The sequence below is a fragment of the Microbacterium gorillae genome (genome assembly GCF_050990725.1).
Classification (GTDB): domain Bacteria; phylum Actinomycetota; class Actinomycetes; order Actinomycetales; family Microbacteriaceae; genus Microbacterium; species Microbacterium gorillae_A.
In genome coordinates this window covers 2,389,211-2,405,307 of the sequence record NZ_CP158844.1, presented here as the reverse complement: position 1 = coordinate 2,405,307, position 16,097 = coordinate 2,389,211, and the positions used below count along the sequence as shown (strand labels likewise).

Sequence of the window (16,097 nt, the reverse complement as noted above, 5' to 3'; positions counted from 1 at the left end):
TCTCGGTGCTCCCGTGCAACCGGGTACGGCTGCTTGGAATGCTAACGTTACTGACGAGTAAGTAAGAACTCGCGCCGAAGGAGATCTCGATGTCGGCAATGAGCAGGGCGGCGAAGCCGCGTCCCGAGACCCTGGAGAAGCGACGGGACATTCTTCGCGCGGCGACGGAGGTGTTCGGTGCGAAGGGATTTGCTGGAGGCACGCTCTCGGACATCGCTGACCAGGTCGGGATGACCCACGCGGGCATCCTGCATCATTTCGGCTCGAAGGATCAGCTGCTGCTGGACGTGCTCACCTTCCGGGACCGCACGGATGTGGAGCACCTGGCCGAGCAGCACATTCCGGGAGGAGCGGACTTGTTCCGCCACCTCATTCGAACCGCGTTCACGAACGCGCGACGAGCCGGGATCGTCCAGTCCTTCGTCGTTCTGTCGGGGGAGTCGGTCACCGAGAGTCACCCCGCCCGCGACTACTTCGCTGGGCGATACAGCACGCTGCGACACGAGATCACGGACGCGTTCACGGAGATGTGCGCAGAGCGGGGTGTCGCCGACGCCTCCGTGATCGCCGATGCCGCGGTCGCGATTCTCGGTGTCATGGACGGACTTCAGGTGCAGTGGCTGCACGCCCCGGGTGATGTCGATCTGGGGCGGGCGACCGCATTCGCGATCAACGCCATCGTGCGCGCGGTGATCGACGAGGATGAGCCGATCCTCGGCAGCGTGGACGAGATTCTCGCCGACCGGTGAGAGCCGCGACCGCACGGTAGATTGGTGGAGTGAAAGCGAGCCAGGCAGACCAGCGCATCCTCCTCGACGTGGCGGACATTGACCGTCGCCTGAAGCACGCTGAGCACCAGCGCACGAATCCGGTGCATCGTGCACGTATCGCCGAGCTCACGTCACAGCGCGCCACCCAGACGCAGGAGCTGATGCAGCGCATCGGCGTCCGTGATGACCTGAAGGCCGAGATCGGCCGGATCGAATCGGACGTCACCACCGCCCGGGCCCGGCGCGAGCGTGACAAGGAGCGTCTCACCAGCGCGTCGGCGAAGGAGGCCGTGGCGCTCGAGAACGAGATCACCAACCTCGCGAAGCGTCTCAACGACCTGGAGGATGCGGAACTCGAGGCGATGGAGAAGCTGGAGACCGCCGAGGCCAGCGTTGCCGAGCAGGAGGCGGTGATCGCCGAGACGAACGCGGAGGGGTCCCGTCTGACAGCGGAGGCGAAGGCACAGGTCGCCGACGCGACGACCGCCGTGGAGCAGTTGCGCCGCGATCGCGATGCCGTCGCTGGGACGGTGCCCGAGGCGCTGCTCGCACAGTACGACCGGCTCGCTCGGACCGGCAACGGCGCGGGCCTGCTGCGTGCCCGCATGTGCGAGGCCTGCCGCATGGAGCTTTCCGGCAGCGATCTGGCCGAGGTGGCTGCGGCTGCTTCGGATGATGTCCTGTTCTGCCCGCAGTGCGGTGCCATCCTCGTCCGTACCGACGAGTCAGGGCTGTGACCACGCGCGTTCGGCGATGACCGCACCCGCTGCCACCGTGTGGGCCGTGGTCGGTTCGCGCGGCGACAGGGTGGAGGTGTCCCTCCGTGATCAGGACGAGATCGAACGCGTCGACCTCGCTCGCGCTGACCTGCCGGGGTGGATCGCGGAGCAGGAGCGAACGATCCGGCCCCGGTGGGTGTGGAGCGATACCGCACACTGGTATCCGAACATTCTCTCCGCCGGTGTGCGCGTCCAGCGCTGTCTGGATCTCCGCCTGTGTCACGTGATTCTGCGGGATTCCGCGCTGGTTCCCGCGTCTGATCCCCACGCTCAGCAACTGCGCACACCGTCAGGGTGGGACGCGGGGGTGGATCTCGAAGCACCTCGCGTGGACGCCCTGTTCGATCTCGACGACGCGCCGCGCGGCGTCTCGCACGGCTTCGATGACGCTCTGGCCGAGTTCGCCCGTCAGCGCGCCATCCTCGATTCGGTCGACGGTCGGCTGCGCCTGTTGACAGTCGCCGAGTCGGCGGGGGCGCTCATCGCTGCGGAGCTGCGCGCGGCGGGCCTGCCGTGGCACGTTCCGACGCACGAGGCCATCCTGGACACAGAACTCGGCCCGCGCGACGCGACGGGGACCCCGCGTCGGATCGCTGAGCTCGGCGCGCAGGTACGTGAGCTGCTGGGCGATCCGTCGCTCAGTCTGGACAGCCAGCCGAAACTCCTGCGCGGACTGCACCGCGCGGGCATCCTCGTGGAGTCCACCAGCAAGTGGGAGTTGGCCGAGATCGATCATCCCGCGATCGAGCCCTTGCTGGAATACCGACGCATCACGCGCCTGCAGAGCGCGAACGGTCGCGCCTGGCTTGCGGAGTGGGTGCACGATGGGCGCTTCCGTCCGATCTACATTCCCGGCGGCGTCGTGACCGGGCGATGGGCATCGGCGGGTGGCGGGGCGCTGCAGCTGCCGCGTCAGCTCCGTCCCGTCGTGCGTCCTGATCCGGGCTGGGTGCTGGTGCTTGCGGATGTGTCGCAGCTGGAACCGCGCGTGTTGGCCGCGCTGTCGGGGGACCGGGCGATGGCGGATGCGGCGCGCGGTCGGGACCTCTACACCGGCTTGGTGGAGGCGGGCATCGTCGCCACCCGCCAGGAGGCGAAGATCGCTGTGCTCGGGGCCATGTACGGGTCGACCACCGGGGAAGCGGGGCGGCTCGTACCGCGCCTGCGTCGCGCTTTTCCGCGGGCGATGGCACTCGTCGACGAGGCCGCGCGCACGGGGGAGGACGGGGGCCGGGTGCCGACCCTGCTCGGTCGGACATCGCCGGAACCCGGCGACGAGTGGATCGGCGTTCAGCGCCGCGCGTCCGATGCGGACGCGCGCGGCAGCGACGAGGAACGAGCGCGGCGCTGGGCGAAGGATCGCGGCCGCTTCACCCGCAACTTCGTGGTGCAGGGCACGGCGGCGGAGTGGGCCCTGGTGTGGCTGGCGGAGATCCGCACGCGCCTGGAGGCGCTCCCGGAAGCACGTCCGGACGAGGTCGCGCCCGCCTCGGGGCCGGTGTTCAGCCGTCGCGCACATCTGGCCTTCTTCCTGCACGACGAGGTGATGCTGCACGTCCCGGCATCGTTGGCCGAGACCACCGCACAGATCGTGGCAGATGCGGCGGATGCCGCCGGGCGCCTGCTGTTCGGCGACTTCCCGCTCGACTTCCGTCTCGATCTCCGCATCGGCGAGGACGCGTCGAAGTAGCGCGATGCCCGGCGTAGACTGGGGGAGAACGGGTCGGCCAGACGGTCGCGTGGCGGGAAACCGCACCGAGGAACGTCCGGGCTCCACAGGGCAGGGTGGTGGGTAACGCCCACCCGGAGTAATCCGCGAGACAGTGCCACAGAGAGAAGACCGCCGGGATCCGTCCCGGTAAGGGTGAAAGGGTGGAGTAAGAGACCACCAGGGGTCGTGGTGACACGATCTGCTCGGTAAACCTCACCCGGAGCAAGACCAGACAGAGGATGTTGACGCGGCTCGCCGAGTCCTCGGGTAGGTCGCTGGAGCGGCACGGCAACGTGTCGCCGAGAGAGATGGCCGTCACGGTGATTCATCACCGGACAGAACCCGGCGTATCGGCCGGCCCGTTCACCCCCTGGCGAATGGAAAAGGAGCCTCGTCACGCGACGAGGCTCCTTTCCGTCGGTCTCAGTGTCCGTCGCCGGCGAGGCTGGCGGCACCGATGATTCCCGCGGCGTTGCGATGAACCGCCGGAATGATCGGGGTCTTCAGATCCAGGAGCGGCAGGAACTCGTCCGGGTGCTTGGAGACGCCGCCGCCGACAACGAACAGGTCGGGGGAGAAGATGAACTCGACGTGTGCGTAGAACTCCTGCAGGCGCTTGGCCCACTGCTTCCACGACAGCTCGTCGCGCTCCTTCGCCGAGTACGCCATCCACTTCTCGATGGACTTGTCCTTGCGCTTGAGGTGACCCAGCTCGGTGTTCGGAATCAGCACGCCGTTGTAGAGGAAGGCGGAGCCGACTCCCGTGCCGAGCGTGGTGAGGATCGTCAGACCCTCCTGACCGCGCGCTGCCCCGTGACGGACCTCTGCCACGCCGGCCGCGTCCGCGTCGTTGACGAAGGTGATGTCTCGTCCGAGCCCGTTCTCGAAGAACTTCTCGGCCTCGAAGTTCACCCACAGCGGCGAGATGTTGGCGGCGGACAGCGTCATCCCGCGCTTCACGATGGCTGGGAAGGCCACACCGAGCGGGAGATCAGAGTCGGCGACCTCGAGCGTCTCGAGCACCTGCTGGACGGCCGCGAGCACGTCCTTCGGCTCGGCGCCCTCGGGCGTCGACACGCGAACGCGGGACGAGATCAGCTCGCCCTTCTCCAGGTCCACGATGCCGGCCTTGATGCCGGTGCCGCCGATATCGACACCGATCGCACGCGAAGTAGTCATGCGTTCAGCCTACTGGCGTGACGCGCCGCCCGATGCTGGTCGAGAGGGGGTCTCGACCGTAGGCTGATCACGACGAAGGAGGACCCATGTCCGAGACGAATCTGCCCGATCCCGCCGAAGCCGGCACGTTCTGGTTCAACCCGAAGACGGGTGCCGTCGAGGAAGGCATGGAATCGCCGGGATACGACCGCATCGGTCCGTTCCACTCAGCGGCCGAGGCAGCGAACGCCCCCGAGGTACTGCAGGCACGCTCGCGCGCTTGGGCGGAGGAAGAAGCGCAGGAGGACTCCTGGGGTTCGTGAACTCCAGCGTCGCGAACGGCGGGAGCAGGGCGGCAGCCCAGTAGTCTGGCACCAGGCCAGGAGAGGATCTAATGGACAAGCAGCGCGACTTCGTTCTTCGCACCATCGAGGAGCGCGGGGTCAAATTCGTCCGCCTGTGGTTCACCGATGTCACCGGGACGCTGAAGTCCGTCGCGTTGGCACCAGCCGAGGTGGAGGGCGCCTTCGCCGAAGGACTGGGCTTCGACGGCTCGGCGATCGAGGGCCTGACGCGGACGTACGAGTCCGATCTGCTCGCGCAGCCGGACCCGGCGACGTTCCAGATCCTGCCGTGGCGCGGCGAGACCGATCCGACCGCGCGGATGTTCTGTGACCTCACCACGCCGGACGGCCGTCCTGCGGTGTCCGACCCGCGCCACGTTCTCAAGCGGGCGTTGGCGAAGGCAGCGGATGCCGGCTTCACCTTCTACACGCACCCCGAGGTCGAGTTCTACCTGCTGAAGTCTTCGCAGCTCGGTCCCGACGGCGTACCTGTGCCGGTCGACTCCGCCGGCTACTTCGACAACGTGCCGGGTGGTACGGCGCACGACTTCCGTCGTCGTTCGGTGCGCATGCTCGAGGACATCGGCATCTCGGTGGAGTACAGCCACCACGAGGGTGGTCCCGGTCAGAACGAGATCGATCTCCGCTATGCGGACGCGCTGGCCACAGCCGACAACATCATGACGTTCCGCACGGTGATCAAGGAGGTGGCCATCGAGCAGGGCGTTTACGCCACCTTCATGCCGAAGCCGCTGTCAGGTCATCCCGGCTCGGGTATGCACACGCACATGTCGCTGTTCGAGGGTGACACCAACGCCTTCTACGAGGAGGGCGCGCAGTACCAGCTCTCGCGCGTCGGGCGGCAGTTCATCGCCGGGCTCCTGCGCCACGCGAACGAGATCACCGCTGTCACCAACCAGTTCGTGAACTCCTACAAGCGGCTCTGGGGCGGCGACGAGGCGCCGAGCTTCGTGTGCTGGGGGCACAACAACCGCTCGGCACTGATTCGCGTGCCCATGTACAAGCCGAACAAGACGCAGTCCACGCGCGTCGAGTACCGCGCGCTGGACTCCGCAGCCAACCCGTATCTCGCGTACGCGCTCATGCTGGCGGCCGGGCTCAAGGGCATCGAAGAGGGGTACGAGCTCCCGCCGGAGGCCGAGGACAACGTGTGGTCCCTCACCGACGCGGAACGACGTGCGCTCGGGTACACGCCGCTGCCGGCGAGCCTCGATCACGCGCTGGAGTACATGGAGGAGTCCGAGCTGGTCGCCGAGACTCTCGGCGAGCAGGTCTTCCAGTACGTGCTGAACAATAAGCGTAAGGAATGGGCCGACTACCGGGCCCAGGTGACGCCGTTCGAATTGAAGACCAACCTCGAGATGCTCTGAGGTGACGGTGGAGCGGGAACGCGCCCTGTCGCTGACAGAACTGGCACGACGCGGGTTCACCGAGCTGAGCGAAGCGCGCGATGCCCTCGTGGAACTCTCCGATCTCACGGGGATCGAGACGGCGGACCTGGCTGCATCGGCAGGAGTGGCGGCCGACGCAGACGCGGCACTGCGGGGCCTTCTGCGCGTCGCGCGTCGCGACTCGGACGCTGCCCGTCGAGCTCCGCGCTCGCCCGAGAGCATCGAGGCGCTCTGGCGAGTGCTCGGCGCATCCGAGGGGCTGAGCGACTTCGTGTTCCGTCGGCCCGCCGAGTTCACCGGCCTCGCGGAAGTTCCTCAGCGCCTTCCCACCGCCGCCGAGCTCCGTGATGAGCTGCTCGAATCGGTCGGTGCGGTCGATGGATTCGCCGCTCGGGGCGATGAGTCGGCGTGGATCGACCTGCGCGTTCGGTATCGCCGCATGCTGGCACGCATCGCGGCCTTCGACCTCGCGGCCCCCGACGCCGTCGCCGTGCTCGATGAGGTCGCGGCGGCTCTGGCCGACGCGGCAGCGGCGGCGCTGGAGGCCTCGCTCGCGGTCGCACGCACGCGCGTGAGCGCCGGATCCTTCGCCGCGTTCAGCCGAGAGCAGATCGCCGCGACACGACTGGCGATCGTCGGGATGGGAAAGACCGGTGCCCGTGAACTCAACTACGTGAGCGACGTCGACGTCATCTTCGTCGGCGGCACGACCGACGAAGAGGTGATCTCCGAGTCCCGCGCCATTGATGCCGCGACGCGTCTGGCCGTGGAGACCATGCGAGGACTGTCCGGCACCGAGGCGGAGCCGGCGCTGTGGGAGGTTGACGCCAACCTCCGTCCCGAGGGCAAGCAGGGCGCGCTGGTGCGCAGCCTCGAGTCGCACCTCACGTACTACGAGCGCTGGGCGAAGAGCTGGGAGTTCCAGGCGCTGCTGAAGGCGCGTGCGATCGCCGGCGATCTCGATCTGGGCGAGCAGTACGTCGCCGCCCTGGCACCAAAGGTCTGGAGCAGCGCCGCACGGGAGAACTTCGTCGAGAGCGTGCAGCGCATGCGAGAGCGGGTGATGGAGCACATTCCCGCGGAGGATCAGGGCTACCAGCTGAAGCTCGGGGCCGGGGGACTGCGCGACATCGAGTTCACCGTGCAGCTGCTGCAGCTTGTGCACGGCCTGAGCGATGACGCGGTGCGTCAGCGGGGGACGGTCGCCGCCCTCGACGCGCTTGTGACGGAGGGCTACATCGGACGTGACGATGCCGCCGCGTTCGCCCGCGCGTACCGTGTGCTGCGCGTGTGGGAGCACCGCTTGCAGCTGCACCGCCTGCGTCGTACCCACCTGATGCCTCGCACGCCCGACGGGCTGCGCTTTCTCGCTCGCGCCTCACGACTCGCCGAGACCGGCGAGGAGATCCAGGCCATGTGGGAGCAGCTGGGGCGCCAGGTGCGGGAGATCCACGTGCGCCTGTTCTACCGACCGCTGCTCAGTGCCGTGGCCGGACTCAGCGAGGACGAGCGCGCGCTCACCGCCGACGAGGCGCACAGCCGCCTCGCCGCGATCGGCTTCCGCGACCCCGCCGGCGCGCTCCGGACGATCGGTGCGCTCACCTCCGGGCTCAGCCGGAAGGCGACGATTCAGCGACACCTCATGCCGGTCATGCTGCGCTGGTTCAGCGAGGGCATCGACCCCGATTACGGCCTGCTGGCCTTCCGACGCATCTCGGAGCGTCTCGGTAACACGCCCTGGTTCCTGCGTATGCTGCGCGATTCCTCCCAGGCGGCGGAGCACCTCACGCGTGTGCTCACCTCCTCGCGATATGCGGGTGAGCTCATGGAGTGGATTCCTGAGTCGGTCGCCTGGCTCGACAATCCCGAGATGCTCCGCCCGCGCACGGTACCGGCCCTGCTCGATGAGGCGCGGGCGATCCAGGACCGCCACAGCACCAGCGAAGAGGCGATGAAATCGGTGCGCGCGCTGCGCCGACGTGAACTGCTGCGTACCGCGATCGCCGCGTTGCTCGATGTCACCACCATCACCGAGCTGGCGGAGTCGTTGACCTCGATCACCGAGGCGACGATCCAGGCGACGCTCCGCGCAGCACGCCGTGAGGTGGTGCGCCCGGAAGATGCGTCACTGGATTTCTCGGTCATCGCGATGGGCCGCTTCGGCGGACGCGAACTGGGCTTCGGTTCGGATGCCGACATCATGTTCGTGTTCGATGCACAGGACGTTCCGGAGGAGCGGGCCACGCAGCTCGCCCTGAAACTGGTGTCCGAGCTGCGTCGGTTGAGCGAAGATCCGCGCGTGCCGCTCGATCTGGATGCCGACCTGCGTCCGGAGGGGCGCAATGGTCCGATGGCCCGCTCGCTCGACGCGTACGGCGAGTACTACGGCCGCTGGTCGCATCCGTGGGAGGCGCAGGCGCTGCTGCGAGCGCGCGGAGCAGCTGGCAGCCACAACCTGATCGGGGCGTTCTTCGCGCTGGCCGACGAGGTGCGGTATCCCGCAACAGCGGAGCCCGCGGCGGTACGCGAGATCAAGCGCATCAAGGCGCGCGTGGAGAACGAGCGGCTGCCGCAGGGCGTCGACCGCAAGCGCCACCTGAAGCTGGGGCCCGGATCGCTGAGCGACGTCGAGTGGCTGGTCCAGCTGTGGCAGCTCCAGCACGCGCACCGAGTTCCTGGGCTGCGCACCACGTCGACCCTCGATGCGCTCGAGGTGGCGCGGGCGGAAGGCATTGTCAACGATGCGAACGCCGAGCGGCTGCGTGCGGCGTGGCTCTTGTCTAGCAGGCTCCGTTCGGCCAACACGCTGCTCACCGGACGGACGAGTGACGTGCTTCCGACCGATCGACGCCAACTCGACGGCATCGCGCGCCTGCTCGGATACCCGCCGCGATCCGCCTCGCAGGTGGAAGAGGACTACCTGGCGACGACGCGTCGATCACGCCGGGTGTTCGAGAAGCTGTTCTACGGGTGAGCTCCGCCCGCGTACCCATGGAGGAGAGACCATGACCACCCTGACCGCCCGAGGCTTCCTGTTCGACATGGACGGAACCCTCGTGGACTCCACCGCCGTTGTGGAGGCGGTCTGGGCGGAGCTCGCCACTCGGTACGGTCTGGACCTCGCGGAGCTGCACGCCTTCGGTCACGGCCGGCAGTCCCGCACGACGATTCACCACTTCCTCGGCGACCGCGGTGGCGATGTGGCCGCGCAGGCGCTCCGGTACGTCGACACGGAGGAGGAGACGCGACTCGACGGCGTCGTGGAGATCCCGGGTGCAGCGGCCCTGCTCCGGGCCCTCCAGGAGCTCGGCGCGCCCGTCGCTCTGGTAACCAGCGCGAGCCTGCCGCTTGCACTCGCGCGCATGGGCGCGGCCGGTGTTCCGATGCCCGACGCGATCGTCACCGCCGAGCGCGTCGAGCACAGCAAGCCGCACCCCGACGGCTACCTCCTCGGAGCCTCACTCCTCGGCCTCGCCGCAGAGGACTGCATCGGGTTCGAGGACGCCGACGCCGGCGTTGCCGCTGTGCAGTCTGCGGGCGCTCAGCTGGTCGTGGTGGGGGAGACGAACCTCCGGGCTGCGGTGGATGCTCCCCGCGTCGCGGATCTCACCTCCGCCCGCGTGGCAGTCGGTGAGGAGCCGGGCACGTTCGTTCTGACCCTGTGAGGGCGACGCCGATTTCGCTCGGCGAGGACTACTCCCAGCGGAAGAGGACCGCTGCGGTCGCCGTTCCTACACAGACGGTCACGAGGAGCGCAAACAACTGCCCGATCGGTATGGTGTCGCCTGCCCAGGCCATGGTGAGGCACTCGACCGCCGCACCGAAGGGCAGCCAGCGTCCGAACTCGGCCAGCGCTGACGGGAGCGAGTCCGGACCGCCGAACATCCCCCCGAGCGCCCCGAGGGCGAAGAACGCCACGAGTCCGAGCGCAACGGCCGAGTTGGGCGTGGGCGCGATGGCGGCGACCATCAGACCGACGCCGTACAACGCGGCGATCACCAGCGCGAGGACTCCGAGAGCAGCGGCGATGCTCCTCGGTGCCTGGGCACCGAGCGCGACCGCTGCGACCGTGAACGCGAGTGCGATGCCCGCAATGATCTGTATGGCGCTGACGATGGCCTGCGCTGCGAGCACCAGGAACGGCGAGGCCGGTGTCACGGCCAGGCGGCGCAGGATGCCCGCCCGCCGGTAGTAGGCGAGGAAGCTCGGCATGTTGATCACGCCGATCGTGGCGATCATGATGACGATCACGAGGGGGAGCACATACAGATCCAGTGCCGTCAGGCCGTCCACGATGACGAGATCTCCGGCGGAGCCCGCGCTGGTCAGGAGCACGAGCAGCGGCAGCCCCAGTGGGACGATCATGCCGGCGGTGTCGCGGAGAACCATCTTCGCCTCGGAGACGACGAGGATGCCGAGGGACCGTATGCCGGGCCGGCGGATTCGTGCGGTGGTCGTCATTCGTGGGCACCCGCTTCTCGTCCCACCAGTGCGACGAAGGCGTCGTCCAACGTAGTGGCGTGAGCCTGCTCAATGACCGCGCCGGGCGTGCCCGTCGCGATGACCCTGCCCGCATCGAGCAACGCGATGCGGTCGCAGAGCCGCGCCACCTCTTCCATGGTGTGGCTGACCAGCAGGACCGAGACGCCCTCGTCCTTGAGCTGTTCGATGGTGTCCCACATGTGTCGCCGTGCTCTCGGGTCCAGACCCGTGGTCAGCTCGTCGAGGATCACGGCGCGTGGGCGACCCGCCAGCGCGAGCGCGATCGAGACCCGCTGCTGCTGGCCTCCCGACAGCTTCTCGAATCGAGTGTGTCGATTCTCGCGAAGGCCCACCATATCGAGCAGCTCGTCCCTGCTCCGAGGATTCGGATAGAAACTGCGGTAGAGGGTGACCAGCTCGCCCACGGTGAGCGCGCCGTGCAGGTTCGCCTGCTGGAGCTGGACGCCCAGCACCTGCCGGATCTCGTCCTGGCGGCGCCGCGGATCAAGACCGAAGACTTCGATGAGGCCGCTGTCAGGCGAGCGAAGGCCCGCGAACAGCTCCAGTGCGGTGGTCTTGCCGGCGCCGTTGTTGCCGAGGATCCCGACGGTCTCGCCCACCTCGACCTGCAGCGTCAGGTCGGTGAGGGCGGGTCTTCCGCCGTAGCTCTTCGTCACGTCCTGGGCCGTGAAGGCAGCGGGAGGTTTCGTCATGGATTCACGGTAGATCTGTGACGGCGACGCTCGCGCGTGCGAGAAGTCATCTCTGTCGCCCATGACTTTCGGCACGGGACTCAGCGCTGTCCGCCGCTTAGGGTGGAGTCATGCGGGGTCGGGGAACCGAGATATGGGCGGGCGTGGCCATGCTGGTCGTGTCCATCGGCGTCGCGGCTCCGGCACTTCTCGTGGCGGATCCTCTGACGATTCCCGGACTGTGGTGGACGGCGATCTTCCTGTGCTTCCTGGGCGGATTGATCGTCGCCACCGCCAGTGGACGCCGTTCCTTGCGATACGCCGCTCTGGTGGTCGCGGTGGTGTCCGTCTGGGCCCTTGTGCTCACAGCCCAGAGCACCGGGATCCTGTTGATCCTGCTGGTGGTGGCCGCCGCGACGAGTGTCTATGTCGTGCCTCTCTGGTGTGGTCTGGTGCTTATCGTCCTCAACACGGCCGTGATCGCGATCATCGCGGTGCTGACCGATCGCGACGTGGTCGAAGGTGGGATCCTCACGGGTTTCTACCTTCTTATCCAGCTCGCCACCCTTCTGAGCACCACCGCGTTGATCCGCGAGCAGACGGCTCGCCGCGAGCTCGCAGCGGCACACGTGCGTGTCCAGGCCGCCAGCGTGCTGCTATCCGAATCGGCTCGCACCACCGAACGTCTGCGGATCTCTCGCGACCTGCACGATCTGATCGGTCACCAGTTGACGGTTCTGACGCTGGAGCTGGAGACGGCCCGTCACCTGGATGGAGTCGAGGCGCGGGCACACACGGAACGGGCGAACGACGTCGCGCGGGGCCTGCTGAGGGACGTGCGGGCCACCGTCGGCCGGCTGCGCACTGAGGCTCCCGATCTCGAATCCGCTCTTCGGGACATGACCGACGCGCTGCCCGGCCTGAACGTGATCATCGATGTCGCGCCGGAAGTGCGTGTGGGGGAACGCGAGACGACGGCGCTCATCCGGGCAACGCAGGAGATCGTGACGAACACGCTGCGCCACGCCGAGGCGCGGGAGCTGCGCATCACGGTGTCCACCGACGCGGACTCCGTGACTCTTCGCGCCCGCGACGATGGCCGTGGCACCTCGCCCGTGCGGTTCGGCAACGGGCTGCTCGGCCTGCGCGAGCGGTTCGAGGAGCTGGATGGCGCACTCTGGGTGGATTCCGCTTCCGGCTTTGAGGTGACCGTGCGGGTGCCCGCATGATCCGTGTGGTCGTGGTCGATGATCAGGCGCTCGTGCGGCAGGGCTTCGCGGGTCTCCTCGCGATCGCGGGGATGGAGGTGGTCGGCGAGGCGGCGGACGGAGCGGCCGCGATCGAGGTGATCGCTCGCACCCGCCCCGATGTGGTGCTGCTCGACATGCGCATGCCGCGCTTCGACGGCCTGTGGACCCTTCGTCGACTCCGCTCCGACGATATCGACACCCCGGTCCTCGTGCTCACGACTTTCGACGAGGGCGATCTTGTGCTGGATGCCGTTCGTGCGGGCGCCCGCGGCTACCTGCTGAAAGACATCACGCTCGAACAGCTCACCGCCGCCGTCGAGACCCTCGCAGCCGGCGGAACGCTGGTCGCCCCGGCGATCACGGACCGGATGCTGCGAGCCATGCAGTCCCAGCCGCTGCCCGACGACGCGGCTGAGGTCGCTCGCGAGCTCACGGAGCGGGAACGGGAGGTGCTGCGCCTCATCGCCTCCGGGTACAGCAATCGCCAGATCGGTGACGCTCTCTTCCTGTCCGAGGGGACGGTGAAGAACCACGTCTCGGCGCTGCTCACCAAACTCGGCGCCCGCGACCGGACGAATGCGGTGCTGCGCGCGCTGCACGATGGCCTGCTGGGTTAGCTCTCGTTCTGCGCAAGGCACGGGCATGTGCCGCGGATGCGCGTGACCCGCTGTGCGTCAGCCGCCGCTCTCCGCACCGCGGACCTGGTCGTCCTGCCTGCGCCTGGGACGATAGGTGCGGGCGAAGCTTCGTCCATTGGACTCGTCGATCGAGGCGAGTTCCGAGTCGTAGCGGCGCCCGCCGGGAACGTCGAAGATCCTCGTCCCATCGCCGAGGAAGACGGGCGCGACAAACACCTGCAGTTCGTCGATCAGGTCGTGTTCGAGCGCCTGGCGGGCGATGTCGGCGCTGATGATCTGGATGTCCCGATCCCCGGCGATCTCTCGCGCCCGCGCAATCGCTTCCTCAATGGTGGCGGTGATGGCGATGACGTTCGGGTCGCCCGCCAGCTCTTCCGGCCGATGGGTCAGGATGAACTCGGTTCCCGACCACGCGCCGCCGTACGCCTCGGATGTCAGCTCGTCGCGTTCGTCCCGCTGCGCCGTGGCCGCATCGTACCCATCGCGGCCCGAGATGATGACGGCCACCTTCGCGGCCATCTCCGCGGTGGTGCCCTCCGCGAGCGGCTCCGCGGCGGCGAGCCAGGACATATCGTGATTCGGCCCGGCAATGAACCCGTCGATGGACGCTGTGAACCCCCACGTGACCTTTCCCATGACGAGTCTTCTCCCTCGAAGTTCCTACGCTCGAGCCGCAACCACCAGCTTTCACGCTAGGGGACTGAACTCACAACCTCACGTTCGCACACGATGGCTTACGCGACAACGCCATAGTTTCCACCGTCGTTGTGACTTCTTCGCGCAGCGAACGCACGAAAGAGCTCGCCGCAGCAATGCTGCGGCGAGCTCTTTCATGAACTGCCTTGCTCAGACGCCGTAGTAGAGCTCGAACTCGTACGGGTGCGGGCGAGCGGCGATCGGCTTGATCTCGTTCTCGATCTTGTAGTTGATCCAGGTGTCGATCAGCTCCTGCGTGAACACGCCGCCCTCGAGGAGGAACTCGTGGTCCTGACGCAGTGCCTCGAGCGAGTCCAGCAGGGAGTTCGGAACCTGCGGGATGTTGGCGGCCTCCTCGGGGGGAAGCTCGTAGAGATCCTTGTCGATCGGCTCGAGCGGCTCGATGCGGTTCTTGATGCCGTCGATGCCGGCCATCAGCTGCGCCGCGAAGGCGAGGTACGGGTTGCCCGATGCGTCCGGAACGCGGAACTCGATGCGCTTGGCCTTCGGGTTGGAACCGGTGAGCGGGATGCGGATGGCGGCGGAGCGGTTACCGGCGGAGTACGCCAGGTTGACCGGAGCCTCGAAGCCCTTGACCAGGCGGTGGTAGGAGTTCAGCGACGGGTTGGTGAACGCGAGCACCGAGTTGGCGTGCTTCAACAGACCGCCGATGTACCAGCGTGCGATGTCGCTGAGCTGTCCGTAGCCCTTCTCGTCGAAGAAGAGCGGCTTGCCGTCGAGCCACAGCGACTGGTGGGTGTGCATACCCGAGCCGTTGTCGCCGAACAGCGGCTTCGGCATGAACGTGACCGTCTTGCCCCACTCCTGGGCCGTGTTCTTGACGATGTACTTGAACTTCAGGATGTCATCCGCGGCGGACACCATCGTGTCGAAGCGGTAGTTGATCTCCTGCTGTCCGGCCGTGCCGACCTCGTGGTGCGAGCGCTCCAGCTCGAAGCCGGCGTCGATGAGGCGCAGGGTCATGTCGTCGCGCAGGTCAGCCGTCTTGTCGACGGGCGCGACCGGGAAGTAGCCGCCCTTGAACGGGGTCTTGTTGCCGAGGTTTCCGCCCTCCTCCTTGCGACCGCTGTTCCACGCGGCCTCTTCGGAGTCGACCTTGTAGAAGCTCTCGCCCGCGGTCACCGAGTAGCGGACCTCGTCGAAGATGTAGAACTCGGCCTCGGGGGCGAAGTACGCGGTGTCAGCGATGCCGGTGGAGGAGAGGTACTTCTCCGCCTTCTTGGCGACCTGACGCGGGTCCTTGCTGTAGATCTCGCCCGTGCGCGGGTTGTAGATGTCGAACACCATGACCAGGGTGCTCGCCTCGCGGAACGGGTCGATGTACGCGGTGGTGACATCGGGGATGAGCTGCATGTCCGACTCGTGGATCGACGCGAAACCGCGGATCGAGGAGCCGTCGAACAGCTGACCGTTGACGAAGAAGTCCTCGTCGACGGTGGCCGCCGGGATGTTGAAGTGCTGCTGCACACCCGGGAGATCGGTGAAGCGGATGTCAAGGAACTTGACGTCGTTCTCCTTGATGTAAGCCAGTACCTCGGATGGTTCGCGGAACATGCGCACTCCAGATTCGTTTTTTCGAGCGGCCCTGAGAGGGGAGCTGAGACGAAGCTAGCGGTCCGGGATTGCTCACTCGTATCCCGGATGTTTCCGGCTTGTTACAGAGCGCTTCATAGACTGGAGGGGTGAGTGCATCCCCCCAGACCTATCCCGGCGAACGTCTGGGAATGCCGCAGCAGGGGCCGGGGAGCATCGCCCGCGCCGGTCGTCGGCTCGTGGCGCTGCTGATCGACTACCTCTGCGCCGTGATGATCACCATCGCGTTCTTCCCGCCCCTCGATCGCGGACCGGGCATCGAGCCGATCCCGTTTCTGGACTTCAACCCGTCGATCGTCATGGCGATCTTCGCCGTCGTGCAGATTCTCTTCATTCCGACCCTCGGCGGCAGCCCGGGGCATCGGGTGATGGGCATGCGTCTGATCCGCGCCGATGGCGCCTGGACGGGGCTGTGGCGTCCGATCGTCCGCACGATTCTGCTGGTGCTCGTGATTCCCGCGGTCATCTGGGATGCGGATCAGCGCGGCTTGCACGACAAGGCAGCAGGCACGATCCTCATCTGCACGCGCTGACATATGACGATGCCCGCA

The 16,097-nt window shown here is 67.3% G+C and carries 15 protein-coding genes and 1 other RNA gene; 11 read left to right on the top strand and 5 right to left on the bottom strand.

What is annotated here, in order from left to right; genetic code table 11:
- Positions 1-89: 89 nt before the first annotated feature.
- The 4 genes from ABTV68_RS10935 to rnpB all read left to right on the top strand — a co-directional run bounded on the left by ABTV68_RS10935 (position 90) and on the right by rnpB (position 3,626).
- Positions 90-749, top strand: coding sequence for a TetR/AcrR family transcriptional regulator (locus ABTV68_RS10935; protein WP_433673696.1), 660 nt, complete (start codon positions 90-92; stop codon positions 747-749).
- Between the two features lie 29 nt (positions 750-778).
- Positions 779-1,507, top strand: coding sequence for a zinc ribbon domain-containing protein (locus ABTV68_RS10930; protein ID WP_433673695.1), 729 nt, complete (start codon positions 779-781; stop codon positions 1,505-1,507).
- 16 nt (positions 1,508-1,523) lie between these two features.
- Positions 1,524-3,239 (top strand): bifunctional 3'-5' exonuclease/DNA polymerase, encoded by a 1,716-nt coding sequence (locus ABTV68_RS10925; protein WP_433673694.1) that lies wholly within the window; start codon positions 1,524-1,526, stop codon positions 3,237-3,239.
- Between the two features lie 29 nt (positions 3,240-3,268).
- An RNA gene (rnpB, locus tag ABTV68_RS10920) (RNase P RNA component class A) lies at positions 3,269-3,626 on the top strand.
- A gap of 57 nt (positions 3,627-3,683) precedes the next feature.
- Here the strand turns inward: rnpB and ppgK are convergent.
- Complete coding sequence (gene ppgK, locus ABTV68_RS10915) at positions 3,684-4,439, bottom strand: polyphosphate--glucose phosphotransferase (RefSeq protein WP_433673693.1); 756 nt, start codon at positions 4,437-4,439, stop codon at positions 3,684-3,686.
- A gap of 86 nt (positions 4,440-4,525) precedes the next feature.
- Here ppgK and ABTV68_RS10910 point away from each other — a divergent pair, with 86 nt between their 5' ends.
- The 4 genes from ABTV68_RS10910 (at position 4,526) to ABTV68_RS10895 (ending at position 9,839) form a co-directional block, all read left to right on the top strand.
- Entirely contained in the window at positions 4,526-4,741 is a 216-nt protein-coding gene (locus tag ABTV68_RS10910; protein ID WP_433673692.1) for an SPOR domain-containing protein, read from the top strand.
- 71 nt (positions 4,742-4,812) lie between these two features.
- Positions 4,813-6,153, top strand: coding sequence for a type I glutamate--ammonia ligase (glnA, locus tag ABTV68_RS10905; protein ID WP_433673690.1), 1,341 nt, complete (start codon positions 4,813-4,815; stop codon positions 6,151-6,153).
- A 7-nt stretch (positions 6,154-6,160) separates the two neighbouring features.
- Entirely contained in the window at positions 6,161-9,148 is a 2,988-nt protein-coding gene (locus ABTV68_RS10900) for a bifunctional [glutamine synthetase] adenylyltransferase/[glutamine synthetase]-adenylyl-L-tyrosine phosphorylase (RefSeq protein ID WP_433673689.1), read from the top strand.
- A gap of 31 nt (positions 9,149-9,179) precedes the next feature.
- Positions 9,180-9,839, top strand: coding sequence for an HAD-IA family hydrolase (locus tag ABTV68_RS10895; RefSeq protein WP_433673688.1), 660 nt, complete (start codon positions 9,180-9,182; stop codon positions 9,837-9,839).
- Between the two features lie 28 nt (positions 9,840-9,867).
- On the opposite strand, the gene ABTV68_RS10890 is transcribed toward ABTV68_RS10895, so the two are convergent.
- Both ABTV68_RS10890 and ABTV68_RS10885 read right to left on the bottom strand, forming a co-directional pair.
- Entirely contained in the window at positions 9,868-10,635 is a 768-nt protein-coding gene (locus ABTV68_RS10890) for an ABC transporter permease (RefSeq protein WP_433673687.1), read from the bottom strand.
- A complete protein-coding gene (locus ABTV68_RS10885; protein ID WP_433673686.1) occupies positions 10,632-11,369 on the bottom strand; it encodes an ABC transporter ATP-binding protein in 738 nt (245 codons plus the stop codon). The genes ABTV68_RS10890 and ABTV68_RS10885 overlap by 4 nt, the downstream gene beginning before the upstream one ends.
- A 110-nt stretch (positions 11,370-11,479) precedes the next feature.
- Here ABTV68_RS10885 and ABTV68_RS10880 point away from each other — a divergent pair, with 110 nt between their 5' ends.
- Positions 11,480-12,577, top strand: a complete 1,098-nt coding sequence (locus ABTV68_RS10880) for a sensor histidine kinase (RefSeq protein ID WP_433673685.1) — start codon at positions 11,480-11,482, stop codon at positions 12,575-12,577.
- Positions 12,574-13,215: a response regulator gene (locus ABTV68_RS10875; RefSeq protein WP_433673684.1), complete on the top strand. Its 642-nt coding sequence runs from the start codon at positions 12,574-12,576 to the stop codon at positions 13,213-13,215. The genes ABTV68_RS10880 and ABTV68_RS10875 overlap by 4 nt, the downstream gene beginning before the upstream one ends.
- Before the next feature lie 57 nt (positions 13,216-13,272).
- Here the strand turns inward: ABTV68_RS10875 and ABTV68_RS10870 are convergent, their stop codons facing one another.
- Complete coding sequence (locus ABTV68_RS10870) at positions 13,273-13,872, bottom strand: dihydrofolate reductase family protein (protein ID WP_433673683.1); 600 nt, start codon at positions 13,870-13,872, stop codon at positions 13,273-13,275.
- Between the two features lie 210 nt (positions 13,873-14,082).
- The gene (gene glnA / locus ABTV68_RS10865; protein ID WP_433673682.1) at positions 14,083-15,507 is read right to left on the bottom strand and encodes a type I glutamate--ammonia ligase; all 1,425 of its coding nucleotides are present in this window, start codon (positions 15,505-15,507) and stop codon (positions 14,083-14,085) included.
- Between the two features lie 170 nt (positions 15,508-15,677).
- Here glnA (ABTV68_RS10865) and ABTV68_RS10860 point away from each other — a divergent pair, with 170 nt between their 5' ends.
- The gene (locus ABTV68_RS10860) at positions 15,678-16,079 is read left to right on the top strand and encodes an RDD family protein (protein ID WP_433677596.1); all 402 of its coding nucleotides are present in this window, start codon (positions 15,678-15,680) and stop codon (positions 16,077-16,079) included.
- Positions 16,080-16,097 lie beyond the last annotated feature (18 nt).

What these genes read in the sequence shown, in the direction of transcription:
- ABTV68_RS10935 (WP_433673696.1), top strand. Translation starts at nt 90, where the DNA reads ATGTCGGCAATGAGCAGGGCGGCGAAGCCGCGTCCCGAGACCCTGGAG.
- ABTV68_RS10925 (WP_433673694.1), top strand. Translation starts at nt 1,524, where the DNA reads ATGACCGCACCCGCTGCCACCGTGTGGGCCGTGGTCGGTTCGCGCGGC.
- ppgK (WP_433673693.1), bottom strand. Translation starts at nt 4,439, where the DNA reads ATGACTACTTCGCGTGCGATCGGTGTCGATATCGGCGGCACCGGCATC.
- ABTV68_RS10910 (WP_433673692.1), top strand. Translation starts at nt 4,526, where the DNA reads ATGTCCGAGACGAATCTGCCCGATCCCGCCGAAGCCGGCACGTTCTGG.
- glnA (WP_433673690.1), top strand. Translation starts at nt 4,813, where the DNA reads ATGGACAAGCAGCGCGACTTCGTTCTTCGCACCATCGAGGAGCGCGGG.
- ABTV68_RS10895 (WP_433673688.1), top strand. Translation starts at nt 9,180, where the DNA reads ATGACCACCCTGACCGCCCGAGGCTTCCTGTTCGACATGGACGGAACC.
- ABTV68_RS10890 (WP_433673687.1), bottom strand. Translation starts at nt 10,635, where the DNA reads ATGACGACCACCGCACGAATCCGCCGGCCCGGCATACGGTCCCTCGGC.
- ABTV68_RS10885 (WP_433673686.1), bottom strand. Translation starts at nt 11,369, where the DNA reads ATGACGAAACCTCCCGCTGCCTTCACGGCCCAGGACGTGACGAAGAGC.
- ABTV68_RS10880 (WP_433673685.1), top strand. Translation starts at nt 11,480, where the DNA reads ATGCGGGGTCGGGGAACCGAGATATGGGCGGGCGTGGCCATGCTGGTC.
- ABTV68_RS10875 (WP_433673684.1), top strand. Translation starts at nt 12,574, where the DNA reads ATGATCCGTGTGGTCGTGGTCGATGATCAGGCGCTCGTGCGGCAGGGC.
- ABTV68_RS10870 (WP_433673683.1), bottom strand. Translation starts at nt 13,872, where the DNA reads ATGGGAAAGGTCACGTGGGGGTTCACAGCGTCCATCGACGGGTTCATT.
- glnA (WP_433673682.1), bottom strand. Translation starts at nt 15,507, where the DNA reads ATGTTCCGCGAACCATCCGAGGTACTGGCTTACATCAAGGAGAACGAC.
- ABTV68_RS10860 (WP_433677596.1), top strand. Translation starts at nt 15,678, where the DNA reads ATGCCGCAGCAGGGGCCGGGGAGCATCGCCCGCGCCGGTCGTCGGCTC.